Genomic DNA, 13462 nt, shown 5'->3' with positions numbered 1-13462 from the left:
AAGCCGGTTTAGCAGAATCGCAGCATTCTACTCTCCTGCCCACCGCCCTCCTTGTACGGCGACCGTGTTTTTGCCACAATGGCAAGCAAATGAAGACGAGACCGTACGTTTCAGAGATTGGATTGAAACCGTCGTCGGCCGAGAGGGCCGACGAGTTTCCTTTTAATTTGCCGGCGATCGCGTCGCTCGATAATTTGCTGCTGCATCCTTCGGTCACCTTCCTCGTTGGCGAGAACGGTTCGGGCAAGTCGACTTTGCTGGAGGCGATTGCGGTAGGTATGGGATTTAATCCTGAAGGCGGCAGCCGCAATTTCAACTTTGCGACGCGTGCGTCGCATACGGATCTTCACGAGCATCTGCGCCTGGTACGCGGTGTGAAGCAGCCGCGCGATGGTTTTTTCTTCCGCGCCGAGACCTTCTATAACGTCAGCACCGAGATCGAGGAGCTGGACAAGCCTCCCGGAGGGCCGCCGATCATCAGCTATTTCGGCGGCAAGTCGCTGCACGAAAAGTCGCACGGCGAGACTTTCCTGACGGTGTTCATGGAGCGCTTCCGCGGCGATAGCCTGTTTATTCTGGACGAGCCGGAAGCGGCACTGTCGCCGCAGCGCCAGCTGGCGATGCTAAGCCGCCTGCACGATCTGGTTGGCGATCGCTGCCAGTTCATCATCGCCACACACTCGCCGATTCTGATGTCCTATCCGAACGCATATATCTATGAGTGCGGTGAGCGCGGTATCCGGCTGGTCGAATATGAGGACACGGAACACTACCGCGTCATGCACGACTTCATGGCGCATCCCGAGCGGATGCTGAAGGTGCTGCTGGAACGCTAAGGCAGCAGCTCCACGCCGAACCAGCGCGCCACAATCGCGAACAGCGCGAAGCAAATCACCGTGAAGACCAGGCACACGCCCAACGTCGGCCAGAAGCCAAGGCGCGGCAATAGCCAAGGAAAGACCAGAAACATCGGCAGCGTGGGAATAACGTACCAGAACGTGTACCAGGCATGATTGGCGATCTTTTGCTGCGGCTGATTTTCGACATAAAGCCATATCAGCGCCAGCACCGTCACCATCGGCAGCGCGGCAATCAGCCCGCCAAGCCGATCACTGCGCTTGGCGAATTCTGAGACTGCGACAACCACACCGGCGGTCACCAGATATTTGGTGATGATCCAGGCCATGCTTAAGTATTGGCGTAATAAATCAGCGAGCTGCCGAGTTGCAGCGCTTCGTCGTAGTTGACGCGGAAGCCTTGGTACGCTTCTTCGTCCAGGACTTCGGGGATCATCACGCCGAAGCCGTTGGGCTGGATGTCGGTGAAGCCGTATTTCGCGCATTCGGCAGTTGCGCCTTCCCACGATTCAACATCGTCCACCTGCACCTGGAACAGCATGCATTTGTGGACGGCGTCCACTTCCGGGTAAAAGAATTCGTACTCGGACTTCCCCGCGAAGCGGCCCTCAAAGCTGTAGATTGCAACAATGCTCATTGATCCGTGATCTCGTTATTGTGTTCGGAAGAGAGATACTATCACTCACTCGCCACCGTGGCGACCGTCGCCGGGGAGCGCATGCTGAATGCCAGCAGCCATAGGCATGTGCCAATTTCGCCCAGCGCGGAGGGCAGCGTGACGTAGTTTGCGTCGAAATCGGGGGAAAGCACGCGGCCAAAGACGTCGATCAGGTAGCCAAGGCAGCCCAGCATCAGCAGCATCCCAAGCACTCTTGGAATAAAGCCGGAGCGATAAGCCAGATAGCCGAATGGCAGCAGCCACAGCCCCCAGAACAGCTTGGCGATCAGGATGCCGTTGCCGTATGCCGCAAGCGCCAGATCGATCTGCTGCTGCGGCGCGGATTGGGCGACGAGTGTCAGCACATCGAGTTTGTAGCGCAGGCTAAGCAGCGAGATCGGCACGCTCACAACCGCCAGCGCCACCATCAGCACCGCAATCTGTGGACCGTAGCCGCGTAGCAGGCGGTATAGCGCAAACGGCAGCAGCAGGAAGGCCACGTAGCACAGCAGGCCCGCTGCGATACCGAGCCGGTACAACTCCAGGTGCGAAGAGATTTCGGTGGGCGGTACGTGCGACGGCACATAGCCCAGGCTGAAGATTCCGGTGACTACAACGATGAGATACAGCAGGCCCGCCACGCGCGCCACTTGCTTCTGTTCCGATGTAGCCATGGCCATGCTCCTAAGAGGGATCGCTCGCAAAGCGCAAGCGGTTGCCGTCGGGGTCCCGCAGCTGCATTTCGCGCGTCCCCCAGGGCATATCTTCCGGCGGCGCGTAAGGTGCCATGCCGCGCGACTTGAAATCCTCGAAACACGCGTCAACATCCGGCACGATGAAATAGACCGCCCCGCCCGGCTCGCAATCACCGGTATGCTCGGTCAGGAAGATGCTCTGGCCGGCACGCGTCAGCTGTACGAACAGTGGAAAGCCGGGCTCGAAGCGGTGCTCCCAATCGACCACGAAGCCAAGGCCATCAACATAGAAAGCCAGGCTGCGCTGGGCATTGGTCATGCGGAGCTGTGGGATCACGGTTTGCATGCCGTGAGCATGACGCAGAAGTAGCAAAAATGCAATCAGCCGCGGCCGGGTAAGTGGCAAGGATCGGACGGGTCGATCAGGAATGTGTCGAGCGCCGGCGAATAGGCCGCCGTGTCGGCGTTTTCGATAAAACGCAGGAAGAAGTAGTCAGCCAGCAGCTCGGCCTGCGCTTCCATATTGTAGTCACACAGCCGCAGCTCGGCAGTTAGTTCGTAATCGTAGGACAGCCCAAGCCGGATCGCGCCGCGCAAGCGCACGGGATAGCCCAGCTGGTGCTGCCACACATGCGCCATCTCATGCATGAACCAGTGCTGCATCTGCGCCGAGGCAGAAGCAAAATCGTCGAGGTAGCTGGAAGCGTGGAAGTACAGCGAGCCGTTAGGCGTGATGCAGACGTTCTTCGGCTGCACGAGAGGAAGGTAGCGGGCGTTGTGAACACGTACCCGCGAATAGTCGATGGCGTCGCCGAACAGCAAGCGCGCCATCGCTATCTCGCCCGCTGTCAGACAACGGGCGATGCGCTGCATCAGGACCTCAGCGCAGATGCTGCCTTGGCCAGCGCGGTGATGCGGTCCCAGTCGCCGGCCGCCATGGCATCCTTTGGCGTCAGCCAGGAACCGCCAACGCAAGCCACGTTCTTCAGCGCCAGGAAGGCCGGTGCGGTTTCCTGAGAAATGCCGCCGGTCGGGCAGAAGGTGATGTCGGACAGCGGTCCGGCAATCGCATTCAGCATGCCCACGCCGCCCGCCGGGACAGCCGGGAACAGCTTGAGCTGACGGAAGCCCTGCTCGCGTGCCTTCATCACTTCGGAAGGCGTCATCACGCCCGGCAGCAGCGGCAGGCCGGACGACTTGGCGGCGCCGATCAGTGCATCGGTCAGGCCCGGCGACACGCCGAACACCGCGCCCGCATCGCGCGCAGCGGCAAATTCCTCCGGCTGCGTCAGCGTGCCCACGCCAACAATGGCGCCTTCGACTGCGCTCATGGCGCGGATCGCATCCAGGCCATGCTTGGTGCGCAGGGTCACTTCCAGCACGCGGATACCGCCCGCCACCAGCGCTTTCGCCAGCGGCACGGCGTGATCAGGATCGTCGATCGCGATCACAGGGATCACGGCCGAAGTACGCATAATTTCAAGTAAGGTCATCTCAGGCTTTCTTGATCAGGAAATCTTCATCGGAACCGGGCACGGTGTTGCCCACATTGAGGCCGCCATGCAGTTCGACCGTGGTCGGAATCGGCGACGGCAGCGGGAACAAAGTAGCGCCCTTCTCCGCTTCGCACACGGTGTTGCGGAACATGGTGAACAGTTCGCGGCCCATGCCGATCTGGTTCGGCGACAGGTCGGCGGTTGCCAGCGAGCGCGCATGCCAGACATCGGAGGCCACCAGCGCTTCCAGCGTGCCGCTGGCTGCGTCCAGGCGGATCATGTCGCCATCGCGCACCAGGCCCAGAGGACCGCCGGCCAGAATTTCAGGCGACACGTGAATCGCCGCAGGCACCTTGCCGGATGCGCCGGACATGCGGCCATCGGTCACCAGCGCCACCTTGCGGCCCGCGTCCTGCAGATTGGCCAGCGCCGGGGTCAGCGCGTGCAGTTCCGGCATGCCGTTGGCCTTCGGTCCCTGGAAGCGGATTACCGCCACGAAGTCGCGATCCAGCTTGCCGGCCTTGTAGGCGGCCATGAACTCTTCCTGCGAATTGAAGGTCAGCGCAGGCGCTTCCACCGACTGGTGTTCCGGCTTCACCGCGGACACCTTCATCACCGCGCGGCCCAGATTACCCTGCACCAGCACCATGCCGCCATCCTTCGAGAACGCATCGGCCACGCCGCGCAGCACTTTCTCGTCGGCGCTCTTGGCCGGAGCATCCTTGAAGATCACGCCTTCGCCGTCATCGGACAGGAATGGCTCGGCGCAGTGGCGGCGCAGGCCCTTGCCCAGGATGGTGTTCACGTCTTCATGCAGCAGGCCCGCGTCCAGCAGCTCGCGGATCACGAAGCCGGTGCCGCCCGCAGCGTGGAAGTGGTTCACGTCCGCATCGCCGTTCGGGTAGATGCGGCACAGCAGCGGCACCACGGACGACAGCTCATTGAAGTCGTCCCAGTCGATCACCACGCCCGCAGCCTTGGCGATCGCCACCAGGTGCAGGGTGTGGTTGGTCGAACCGCCAGTCGCCAGCAGGCCGACGATGGCGTTAATGATGGATTTCTCGTCGACGATATGACCGACCGGCGTGAACTCATCGCTCATCTCGGTGATCTGCGCGGCGCGCACGGCGGCGGCAGCAGTCAGCGCATCGCGCAGCGGGGTGTATGGATTGATGAAGGCGGCGCCCGGCAGGTGCAGGCCCATGATTTCCATCAGCAGCTGGTTGCTGTTGGCGGTGCCGTAGAAAGTACAGGTGCCCGGACCGTGGTAGGAAAGAGACTCGCCTTCCAGCAGTTCTTCACGGGTCGCCTTGCCCTGAGCATAGCGCTGGCGGATTGCAGCTTTGTCCTTGTTCGACAGGCCGGAAGTCATCGGGCCGGCCGGCACGAACACCGCTGGCAGATGGCCGAAATGCAGTGCGCCGATCAGCAGGCCCGGCACGATCTTGTCGCACACGCCCAGGTACAGCACGGAGTCGAACATATTGTGGGACAGCGCCACGGCGGTCGACATGGCGATGGTGTCGCGCGAGAACAGCGACAGTTCCATGCCCGGCTGGCCCTGGGTCACGCCGTCGCACATGGCTGGCGTGCCGCCTGCGAACTGGGCCACGGCGCCGGCCTTGCGTACGGCGTCCTTGATGATGGCCGGGAATTGCTCGAACGGCTGGTGCGCCGACAGCATGTCGTTGTAAGCGGAAACGATGGCCACGGAAGGCTTCTTCACTTCCTTCAGGATCAATTTGTCGTTCGCCGGGAACGCGGCAAAGCCGTGGGCCAGGTTGGTGCAGGCCAGGGTGCCGCGTTGCGGGCGGCCCTTGACGCGGGCGGCCTCAAGATGGGCCAGATAGGCGCCGCGCGATGGGCGGCTGCGCTGGATAACCCGCGCGGTAACTTTTTCCAGGACTGGATGCAACGGCATGATCGTTCCTCATCAATGAATTGTCAGAAATTTTACTACAAAATTCCTCCTCGCCTGCATCTTTCGCATACGAGATTGAATCCGCATTATCAAACTGACAGGCATTCTTGCCTTGAATCTTCGAAGGAAGCGCTGATTTGCGCAGCTCCGTAAAAGTTTTGTAGTGAATTTACCGAGTTTTCCTGTATAGTTAAATAATATTCTCAATCCAATAGAACATCGGACAATTATGCGCCTGCCCGCTTTGACCTCTACCGCCGCATATCAGGCCCTCGAAAACCACGCGCACGACGCCCGCGAATGGGAGATGCGCCAGCTGTTTGCTAAGGACCCGCAGCGCTTCCCACGCATGACCGTGGAAGCGGCCGACCTTTTCCTCGATTATTCCAAGAACCGCATCAGTGCCGAAACCGTTGAGCTGCTGGTCCACCTGGCGCGCACGCGCGGCGTTGCTGAGCAGCGCGACGCGATGTTTGCCGGTGAAAAAATCAATATTACCGAACGTCGCGCTGTGCTGCACACCGCGCTGCGTATGCCGCGTGGCAAACAGCCGAAAGTGGACGGCCAGGACGTGAACGCCGACGTGCACGCGGTACTGGACCGCATCAAGGTCTTCACCGATAAAGTCCGCAACAACGGCTGGCTGGGCTACACCGGCAAGCCGATCACGGACGTGGTCAATATCGGCATCGGCGGCTCCGATCTGGGTCCGAAAATGGCTGTTCTGGCACTGCGTTCCTACAGCCATCCGCGCTTGAAGATGCATTTCGTGTCCAATGTGGACGGGCACGATATGGATGCCGCGCTGTCGCAGGTGAATCCTGAGACGACGCTGTTCATTGTGGCATCGAAAACCTTTACCACCGCCGAAACCATGATGAATGCGCAGTCCGCGCGCAGCTGGTTCCTGAAGACAGCCAAGGAAGCGGATCTGCCGCGCCACTTCGTTGCGGTGTCCACCAATACCGAAGCAGTGCGTGCTTTCGGCATCGATCCGGAAAACATGTTCCCCTTCTGGGACTGGGTCGGCGGACGTTATTCGGTGTGGTCGGCAATCGGCCTGCCGGTGGCACTGGCCGTGGGCTTCGGGTATTTCCAGGCCTTCCTGCAGGGCGCGCATGAAATGGACGAGCATTTCCGCAGCGCGCCGCTGGAGCAGAACATGCCGGTGCTGCTGGCCATGATCGGCTTCTGGAACCGCCAGTTCCTGAACTGCACTTCGCTGTCCATCGCGCCGTATCACCAGGACCTGAACCGCTTCCCGGCCTACCTGCAGCAGCTGGACATGGAATCCAACGGCAAGCGCGTGACGAAGAATGGCCAGCCGGTCGATACGCCAACCTGCCCTGTCGTCTGGGGCGAGTGCGGCACCAACGCGCAGCACGCCTATTTCCAGCTTCTGCACCAGGGAACGGACGTGACGCCGATCGACTTCATCGCCGCGCTGCGCGCATCGCATGACCTGCCGGGCCATCACGATGCACTGCTGGCGAACTGCTTCGCTCAGGCCGAAGCCTTCATGAAGGGCAAGACCGATGCCGAAGTGCGCGCGGAGCTGAAAGGCGCCGGCATGTCGGCCAGCGACATCGAAGAAATGGTGCCGCACAAGCTGTTCCCGGGTAACCGCCCTTCCAATATGATCTTGATGGACCAGCTGACGCCTGCTACGCTGGGCGCGCTGATCGCGCTGTATGAGCATAAGACTTTTGTGCAAGGCGTGGTGTGGAATATCGCCAGCTTCGACCAATGGGGCGTGGAACTGGGCAAAGTGCTGGCCAAGAAAATCCAGGCCGAACTGACCGGCGAAGCTGACACCGAAGTGCATGACAGTTCTACCAACGGCTTGATCGCCAAGGCAAAGGCCGCGCAGATCCTATGAGCACTTACGACATCAGCGTCGCCTGCGACGCCGTCTCGAAAGTAGGCGAAGGCCCGCTCTGGTCGCCGGAAGAGAAAGCCCTGTACTGGGTGGACATCGAAGGCAAGGCCGTGCAGCGCCTGTGCGCCACCAGCGGCAAGTACGAGCAGTGGGCCATGCCTGCGGAGCCTTCCGCACTGGCGCGCGACGCGCAAGGCGGTCTGGTGGTCGCCATGCGCAGCGGCTTCGCGCATCTGAACACCGATAACGGCGCGCTGACGCAGATCCTGTCTGCGCCTTACGACCAGTCCACTACCCGCTTCAACGACGGCAAAGTCGATCCGGCCGGCCGCTTCTGGGTCGGCACGATCTACGAACCACGCGACAAGGAAGCCGCCGAGATGTTCGTGCTGGAGCGCGGCGCCGTGCGCAAAGCCTGGTCGGGTGGCATGACCAACTCCAACGGCCTGGGTTTCAGCCCGGACGGCAAGACCATGTACCACGCCGATACCGCTACGCACCGCGTGCGCGCTTTCGATTTCGACGTGAAGACCGGCGCCGTGTCCAATGAACGCGAACTGCGCCGCTTTGACGATAACAAGTCCTCGCCCACTTACGGCGGCCGTCCCGACGGCGCTGCGGTAGATAGCGAAGGCAACTACTGGGTCGCCATGTTCGAAGGCGGCCGCATTGTGAAACTGTCCCCGTCCGGTGAACAGCTGGATGAGATCAAGCTGCCGGTACGCTGCCCCACGATGGTCGCATTCGGCGGCGCCGACCTGCGCACGCTGTACATCACCAGCGCCAGCAAGCGTCCGGCGGAAGAACTGGCGGCCATGCCACTGAGCGGCAAGCTGCTGTCCGTACGCCTACCTGTCGCCGGCCGCATCGAGCCTGCTTACGTAGCGTAGTACCTCATTAAAACACTGACATCACCACGAAGACATTATGGCCCTTTCCGATTTTGACCTGGTTCTGTTTGGCGGCAGCGGCGACCTCGCGATGCGCAAATTGCTGCCTGCGATGTATAGCCGCGACGTGTGCGGCGATCTGCCGCCGACTGCGCGCATCATCTGCGTCGGCCGCGCCGAGAGCAGCCAGGAGGACTTCATCAAGATGGTGAATACCGACAGCCGCCCGCACAACAAAGCCGCCAAGGGCTCGGAAGAAAGCTGGACGCGCTTACTCGGCCGCATCACCTACGTATCGCTGGATGCGACCGACCCGGCCACTTACAAGCCGCTGTCCGAGGCGCTGCGCAACGACCTGTCGCTGACCCGCGTGTACTACCTGGCCACCCCGCCTGCCCTGTTCTCGCAGATCTGCGACAACCTCAAGGCCAACAAGCTGGTGGCACCGAATTCCCGCGTGGTGCTGGAAAAACCGCTGGGCCGCGATCTGGCATCGGCCAAGCAGATCAACAAGGAAGTCGGCACCGTCTTCGAAGAATCGCAGATCTACCGTATCGACCACTATCTCGGCAAGGAGACCGTGCAGAATCTGCTGGCCCTGCGCTTTGGTAATATCCTGTTCGAGCCGCTGTGGCGCCGCGAGTGGATTTCGGACGTGCAGATCACCATTGCCGAAAAGCTTGGCGTAGGCAACCGCATCGGCTACTACGACACCTCGGGCGCCCTGCGCGACATGCTGCAGAACCACCTGCTGCAGCTGCTTTGTATCGTCGCCATGGAACCGCCAACCTCGATCGCGCCGGACGCCGTGCGTGACGCCAAGCTGCAAGTGCTGCGTTCCCTGAAACGCTTCACGCCGACCACGCTGGCACAGAACATCGTGCGCGGCCAGTACCGCGCCGGCCACGTCGATGGCCAGCCTGTGCCGAGCTATCGCGATGAACCGGAAGCGCCACAGAATTCGCGCACCGAAACCTTCGTCGCCATGAAGGCGGAAGTGGATACCTGGCGCTGGGCGGGCGTGCCCTTCTACCTGCGCACCGGCAAGCGCATGGCGGACGGCCTGGCGGAAATCGTGGTGCGCTTCAAGCAGATTCCGCATTCGATCTTCAATCAGCCGACTTCCAGCTTCCAGCCGAATTCCCTGGTGATCCGCCTGCAGCCGGACGAAGGCCTGCGCATGAATCTGATGGCCAAGACGCCAGGCGAAGGCATGCGCCTGAAACCGGCGGAACTGGAACTGGACTTCCGCGAGACATTCAAGATGCCGCGCATGGATGCCTACGAGCGTCTGCTGCTCGACGTGCTGCGCGGCCAGTTGACCTTGTTCATGCGCGGCGACGAACTGGAGGCGGCATGGGAATGGGTCGAACCGATCCTGAACTACTGGGAGCAGGACGAAACCTCGCCGCTGCCATATGCCTCCGGTACCTGGGGCCCTGCCGCCGCCAGTGCCTTGATCGGACGCGATGGCCTACAATGGCGCGAAGAAGCGCTCCCGGAAGACTAAAGACTAAATGCTGCTTGACTCCATCCGCACCCAGCTCGACTCGCTCTCCAAATCGGAGCGCAAGGTCGCGCTGGCGGTGCTAGACAATCCTTCGCGCACTGTGGGTGCGAACATCACGGCGCTGGCCAAGACGGCCCAGGTGTCCGAACCCACCGTGGTCCGTTTCTGCCGCACGCTGGGCTATGACGGCTGGCACGAGTTCAAGCTGAAGCTGGCGCAGGGCCTGGCCCTCGCCATGCCGGGCATGAACGAGCTGCCGGCGCAGGACGACCTGGCGTCGGACCTGATCAACAAGATCTGCAGCCGCTCCATCAACACCCTGCTCGACCTGCGCAACAATCTGAACGCGGAACCGGTGCAGAAGGCGCTGGACATCCTGTCGCGCGCCAAGAAGATCGAGTTCTACGGCCAGGGCACGTCCGGCATCGTGGCGGCCGACGCGCAGCACAAGTTCTTCCGCTCCGGCGTACCGACCGTGGCGTATTCCGATCCGGCCATCCACAGCATCTCCGCAGCCCTGCTGCGTGAAGGCGATGCGGTGGTGGCGATCTCCCAGCGCGGCAACAACCCGGCGCTGGTGCGCTCGGCCAAGCTGGCGCGCGAAGGCGGCGCGGAGGTGATCGTGCTGGCGCCGTCCGGTACCCTGCTGTCGGAACAGGCTTCGGTGCTGATTCCGATCGACCTTATTTTCGCCACCGACCCGTACACGCCTATCTCTGCCCGCCTGGCTTACCTGGTGGTGATCGACGTGCTGGCCGTCGGCCTGGCCTTGCAGCGCGGGCCTGAATTCCGCAGGAAGATGCTGAACGCGCAGAAGGCGCTGCAGGAATTCGATATGCAGTTCGACTCCTTCATCGGCTAAACCCAAAGCAAATGCTGGTGCCAGCCACTGCGTGGCAGGCACCGGTTTCCGGCCCGCGGCTTCGCACAGGTGCCTGCCACATCGTGGCTGGCACCAGGTTTTGGCGGTAGGTTTAGCGCTTGAAATATAATCGCTGCCATGCTCGAATCTAATCTGTTTGGCCGCATCCTCGGCCTCGCCAATCTAGGCATGATGGTGCTGGACGCCGGCCAGCGCGTAATTTACTGGAACCAGTGGCTGTCCAGCCGCTCCGGCCTGTCTTCAAGCCGCGTACAGGGCTTGCAGCTGCTGGAACTCTTCCCCGAACTTTCCGGTGGACGCATGGAGCAGGCGGTGCTGACCGCCCTGTCCAGCAACCTGCCCTCCGCCCTGCCGCCCAATCAGAACCGCTCGCCCTTCCCCCTTTTCGCCGCCGGCACCTGGGGCGGTGAGCGCATCGGCCAGGCGGTCACCGTGACGCCATTCAGCGAGGGCAAGGAGCGCTACTGCCTGATCGAAGTCGCCGACGTCACCGGCACGGTGGACCGGGAAAAACAGCTGCGCGGCCAGGCCGAAGCCCTGCGCCAGCAATCCTATGTGGACGGCCTGACCGGCATCGCCAACCGCCGCCACTTCGACGTGGCGCTGGACCGCGAACTGCGCCGCGCGCACCGCAATGGCAACGAGCTGTCCCTGCTGCTGATGGATATCGATTCCTTCAAGGCCTACAACGACCATTTCGGCCATCAGCAGGGCGACGCCTGCCTGACCATGGTGGCGGAAGCGTTTGCGTCCATGCTGCAGCGCCCTGCCGACCTGGCGGCGCGCTACGGCGGTGAGGAATTTGCCGCCGTGCTGCCGGACACGAATGCCGAGCAGGCGCGCAGTCACGCGGAACGCATTCGCGCCCACGTGGAATCACTGAAACTGGCGCACGCGCCGAAAGCCGTGCATCCCCATGTCACGCTCAGCATCGGCGTGGCCGCTTTCGACAAGTCCCGCCTGGCGGATGCCAAGTCGCTGCTGGAAGCGGCCGACCGCGCCCTGTACGCCGCCAAGCACGGCGGACGCAATCAGGTCGTGGTGGATACCGTTCAGCCTTTGTAGAAGTAGGGATCGAGCACCGTTACCGGCGTGATCTTGTCGACCGGCAGACTGTTCGCCTCGGCCGTCTCGCGGATGGCCTCGGGCGACGGTGCTTCATACAGGCAATAAGTCTTCTTCAGGTCGTCGCTGACGTAGGAGTGAATCCACGTCACGCCGCTGCGCGCATTGGCGCCGATCACGGTATTGCAAGCCTGCGCGCCTTCCGCATTGACGGGAATGTGCAAGCCCTCAGGGAAAGTGCGTTCGACGATATAGCGTGGCATGGCGGTCTCCTGTTCAGGCAACTCGGCGCGATGGCCGCATCCTTTCACCATAGTGCATAGACGCCGCTTGCGCGACCATATCCGCCACGATTTCCGCCGTTGCAGCGGAAAGCGTCCAGCCGAGGTGACCGTGACCGGTGTTGTAGAAGACGCCGGGCAGCATGCCGGGGCCGGCGCGCGGCTGCATGTCCGGCATCATGGGACGCAGACCGGCCCATGGCGTAACATCGCTCACATCGATACCCGGGAAGCTGCGCTGCACCCAGTCCACCAGCGGACGAATGCGCTCTGTGCGGATCTCGCGGTCGAAGCCGGCAAATTCGGCGGTGCCCGCGACGCGGAACCGGTCCTGGCCGAAGCGGCTGGCGACCAGCTTGAGCGCGTCGTCAACCAGGCTGACGGTGGGCGCTGCCCCGCGACTGCCGAAGGTGTTCAATCCCACCGTGATCGAATAGCCCTTCACCGGGTAGACATTCACGCGGTCGCCAAGTGTAGCGGCCAGCGCACGGCTGGCGGTGCCGGCGCAGATTACCGCAGCGTCGATCGGGTACTCGACGATTTCCCCGCCCGCAGTGCGCGCAGTGATGGACACGCCCGGCGTGACGGACTGCACCTCATGGCCGCACAGGAAACGGACGCCGTGGCGCGCGCAGGCGCGCGCGAGGCCCAGCGTGAATTTGTGGATATCGCCTGAGCTGTCGCTGTCGGTGAAGTGGCCGCCGTAGTAATCGCCCTGCAGTGCGGGCTCGATAGCGCGCATTTCAGCTGGCGTGACGGCGCGGCGCATCAAGCCGCCCTGCGCAAGTAGCGCCGACACGCGCCCGCCATGCTCGAAGCCCGCCTTGTCGCGGTACACATGCAGGATACCCTCGCGGCGCAAATCGAAGTCGATATCTTCCGCCTGCGCCCACGCAAACAGGTGGCGGCGCGCCTCAACTGCCAGGCGCGCAATTGACACGGTGGTGTCGCCGTAGCGCGGGATGGCGGACAGGAATTCGGCAAACCAGCAGAGCTTATGCCAACTGGGCGCCGGACGAACCAGCAGTGGCGCATCCTTGCGCAACATCCAGCCTAATCCCTTGCGGACATTCGACCAGCTGTTCCAGGCTTCCGCATGCGATGCCGAAAGCTGGCCGCCATTGGCGAAGGAAGTCTCCATCGCCGGATGCGCATGGCGCTCGAACAGCGTGACGTCCAGTCCGCGCAGCGCCAGCGCATAAGCTGTGGTGACGCCGGTGATACCGCCGCCGATGACCGCAATGGATTTCATGAAAGGCTCCGATGGAGCCGAAGATGGTATCCTGCCCTGACCAGCTTTCGCAAGCAGAATGTTGCCATTCAAACC

15 protein-coding genes are annotated in these 13462 nt (G+C 62.2%); 6 read left to right on the top strand and 9 right to left on the bottom strand.

Translation table 11 applies throughout. From position 1 onward, the window contains the following. Positions 1 to 89 precede the first annotated feature (89 nt). Complete coding sequence (locus AB4Z19_RS09845; RefSeq protein WP_442035160.1) at positions 90 to 836, top strand: AAA family ATPase; 747 nt, start codon at positions 90 to 92, stop codon at positions 834 to 836. Here the strand turns inward: AB4Z19_RS09845 and AB4Z19_RS09840 are convergent. Genes AB4Z19_RS09840 through edd form a run of 7 tightly spaced genes read right to left on the bottom strand, consistent with a single transcriptional unit; the run spans position 833 to position 5627 of the window. After that, positions 833 to 1186: a DUF3147 family protein gene (locus AB4Z19_RS09840; RefSeq protein ID WP_442035159.1), complete on the bottom strand. Its 354-nt coding sequence runs from the start codon at positions 1184 to 1186 to the stop codon at positions 833 to 835. The two genes, AB4Z19_RS09845 and AB4Z19_RS09840, sit on opposite strands and share 4 nt — an antisense overlap. A gap of 2 nt (positions 1187 to 1188) precedes the next feature. Next, positions 1189 to 1494, bottom strand: coding sequence for a hypothetical protein (locus tag AB4Z19_RS09835; RefSeq protein WP_442035158.1), 306 nt, complete (start codon positions 1492 to 1494; stop codon positions 1189 to 1191). Positions 1495 to 1535: 41 nt separating this feature from the next. Beyond that, positions 1536 to 2189, bottom strand: a complete 654-nt coding sequence (locus tag AB4Z19_RS09830; protein ID WP_442024156.1) for a DUF4386 domain-containing protein — start codon at positions 2187 to 2189, stop codon at positions 1536 to 1538. A gap of 10 nt (positions 2190 to 2199) precedes the next feature. Next, on the bottom strand, positions 2200 to 2556 hold the full coding sequence (locus AB4Z19_RS09825) for a bleomycin resistance protein (protein WP_442024158.1): 357 nt from the start codon (positions 2554 to 2556) through the stop codon (positions 2200 to 2202). 35 nt (positions 2557 to 2591) lie between these two features. Continuing rightward, positions 2592 to 3083, bottom strand: a complete 492-nt coding sequence (locus tag AB4Z19_RS09820; protein WP_442024160.1) for a Rhs element Vgr protein — start codon at positions 3081 to 3083, stop codon at positions 2592 to 2594. Further along, complete coding sequence (gene eda, locus AB4Z19_RS09815; protein ID WP_442024162.1) at positions 3083 to 3703, bottom strand: bifunctional 4-hydroxy-2-oxoglutarate aldolase/2-dehydro-3-deoxy-phosphogluconate aldolase; 621 nt, start codon at positions 3701 to 3703, stop codon at positions 3083 to 3085. Before eda ends, AB4Z19_RS09820 begins: the two co-directional genes overlap by 1 nt. A gap of 1 nt (position 3704) precedes the next feature. Then, positions 3705 to 5627 carry a phosphogluconate dehydratase gene (edd, locus tag AB4Z19_RS09810; protein ID WP_442024164.1) on the bottom strand — a complete coding sequence of 641 codons (1923 nt, stop codon included), beginning with the start codon at positions 5625 to 5627 and terminating at the stop codon, positions 3705 to 3707. 229 nt (positions 5628 to 5856) lie between these two features. Between edd and pgi the strand changes: the two genes are divergently transcribed. The 5 genes from pgi (at position 5857) to AB4Z19_RS09785 (ending at position 11854) form a co-directional block, all read left to right on the top strand. Next, the gene (pgi, locus tag AB4Z19_RS09805; protein ID WP_442035156.1) at positions 5857 to 7506 is read left to right on the top strand and encodes a glucose-6-phosphate isomerase; all 1650 of its coding nucleotides are present in this window, start codon (positions 5857 to 5859) and stop codon (positions 7504 to 7506) included. After that, positions 7503 to 8396, top strand: a complete 894-nt coding sequence (locus AB4Z19_RS09800; RefSeq protein ID WP_442024169.1) for an SMP-30/gluconolactonase/LRE family protein — start codon at positions 7503 to 7505, stop codon at positions 8394 to 8396. Before pgi ends, AB4Z19_RS09800 begins: the two co-directional genes overlap by 4 nt. A 37-nt stretch (positions 8397 to 8433) precedes the next feature. After that, the gene (gene zwf / locus AB4Z19_RS09795; RefSeq protein ID WP_442035154.1) at positions 8434 to 9906 is read left to right on the top strand and encodes a glucose-6-phosphate dehydrogenase; all 1473 of its coding nucleotides are present in this window, start codon (positions 8434 to 8436) and stop codon (positions 9904 to 9906) included. A 7-nt stretch (positions 9907 to 9913) separates the two neighbouring features. After that, a complete protein-coding gene (locus AB4Z19_RS09790) occupies positions 9914 to 10768 on the top strand; it encodes an SIS domain-containing protein (protein ID WP_442024173.1) in 855 nt (284 codons plus the stop codon). A gap of 138 nt (positions 10769 to 10906) precedes the next feature. Beyond that, on the top strand, positions 10907 to 11854 hold the full coding sequence (locus AB4Z19_RS09785) for a GGDEF domain-containing protein (protein ID WP_442035152.1): 948 nt from the start codon (positions 10907 to 10909) through the stop codon (positions 11852 to 11854). Here the strand turns inward: AB4Z19_RS09785 and AB4Z19_RS09780 are convergent. Continuing rightward, positions 11842 to 12117: a DUF4242 domain-containing protein gene (locus tag AB4Z19_RS09780; RefSeq protein ID WP_442024177.1), complete on the bottom strand. Its 276-nt coding sequence runs from the start codon at positions 12115 to 12117 to the stop codon at positions 11842 to 11844. The genes AB4Z19_RS09785 and AB4Z19_RS09780 overlap by 13 nt on opposite strands. Positions 12118 to 12130: 13 nt before the next feature. Next, positions 12131 to 13387, bottom strand: coding sequence for a D-amino acid dehydrogenase (locus AB4Z19_RS09775; protein WP_442035150.1), 1257 nt, complete (start codon positions 13385 to 13387; stop codon positions 12131 to 12133). Positions 13388 to 13462 lie beyond the last annotated feature (75 nt).

This window comes from Pseudoduganella sp. RAF19, from assembly GCF_052114165.1.
GTDB lineage: Bacteria > Pseudomonadota > Gammaproteobacteria > Burkholderiales > Burkholderiaceae_D > Rugamonas.
The sequence above is the reverse complement of the archived record's forward strand: the minus strand, read 5'-3'. Positions and strand labels throughout refer to the sequence as shown.

Bases quoted from the DNA above. Each gene is read 5' to 3' on its own strand.
- AB4Z19_RS09845 (WP_442035160.1), top strand. From the start codon at position 90: ATGAAGACGAGACCGTACGTTTCAGAGATTGGATTGAAACCGTCGTCG.
- AB4Z19_RS09840 (WP_442035159.1), bottom strand. From the start codon at position 1,186: ATGGCCTGGATCATCACCAAATATCTGGTGACCGCCGGTGTGGTTGTC.
- AB4Z19_RS09835 (WP_442035158.1), bottom strand. From the start codon at position 1,494: ATGAGCATTGTTGCAATCTACAGCTTTGAGGGCCGCTTCGCGGGGAAG.
- AB4Z19_RS09830 (WP_442024156.1), bottom strand. From the start codon at position 2,189: ATGGCTACATCGGAACAGAAGCAAGTGGCGCGCGTGGCGGGCCTGCTG.
- AB4Z19_RS09825 (WP_442024158.1), bottom strand. From the start codon at position 2,556: ATGCAAACCGTGATCCCACAGCTCCGCATGACCAATGCCCAGCGCAGC.
- AB4Z19_RS09820 (WP_442024160.1), bottom strand. From the start codon at position 3,083: ATGCAGCGCATCGCCCGTTGTCTGACAGCGGGCGAGATAGCGATGGCG.
- eda (WP_442024162.1), bottom strand. From the start codon at position 3,703: ATGACCTTACTTGAAATTATGCGTACTTCGGCCGTGATCCCTGTGATC.
- edd (WP_442024164.1), bottom strand. From the start codon at position 5,627: ATGCCGTTGCATCCAGTCCTGGAAAAAGTTACCGCGCGGGTTATCCAG.
- pgi (WP_442035156.1), top strand. From the start codon at position 5,857: ATGCGCCTGCCCGCTTTGACCTCTACCGCCGCATATCAGGCCCTCGAA.
- AB4Z19_RS09800 (WP_442024169.1), top strand. From the start codon at position 7,503: ATGAGCACTTACGACATCAGCGTCGCCTGCGACGCCGTCTCGAAAGTA.
- zwf (WP_442035154.1), top strand. From the start codon at position 8,434: ATGGCCCTTTCCGATTTTGACCTGGTTCTGTTTGGCGGCAGCGGCGAC.
- AB4Z19_RS09790 (WP_442024173.1), top strand. From the start codon at position 9,914: ATGCTGCTTGACTCCATCCGCACCCAGCTCGACTCGCTCTCCAAATCG.
- AB4Z19_RS09785 (WP_442035152.1), top strand. From the start codon at position 10,907: ATGCTCGAATCTAATCTGTTTGGCCGCATCCTCGGCCTCGCCAATCTA.
- AB4Z19_RS09780 (WP_442024177.1), bottom strand. From the start codon at position 12,117: ATGCCACGCTATATCGTCGAACGCACTTTCCCTGAGGGCTTGCACATT.
- AB4Z19_RS09775 (WP_442035150.1), bottom strand. From the start codon at position 13,387: ATGAAATCCATTGCGGTCATCGGCGGCGGTATCACCGGCGTCACCACA.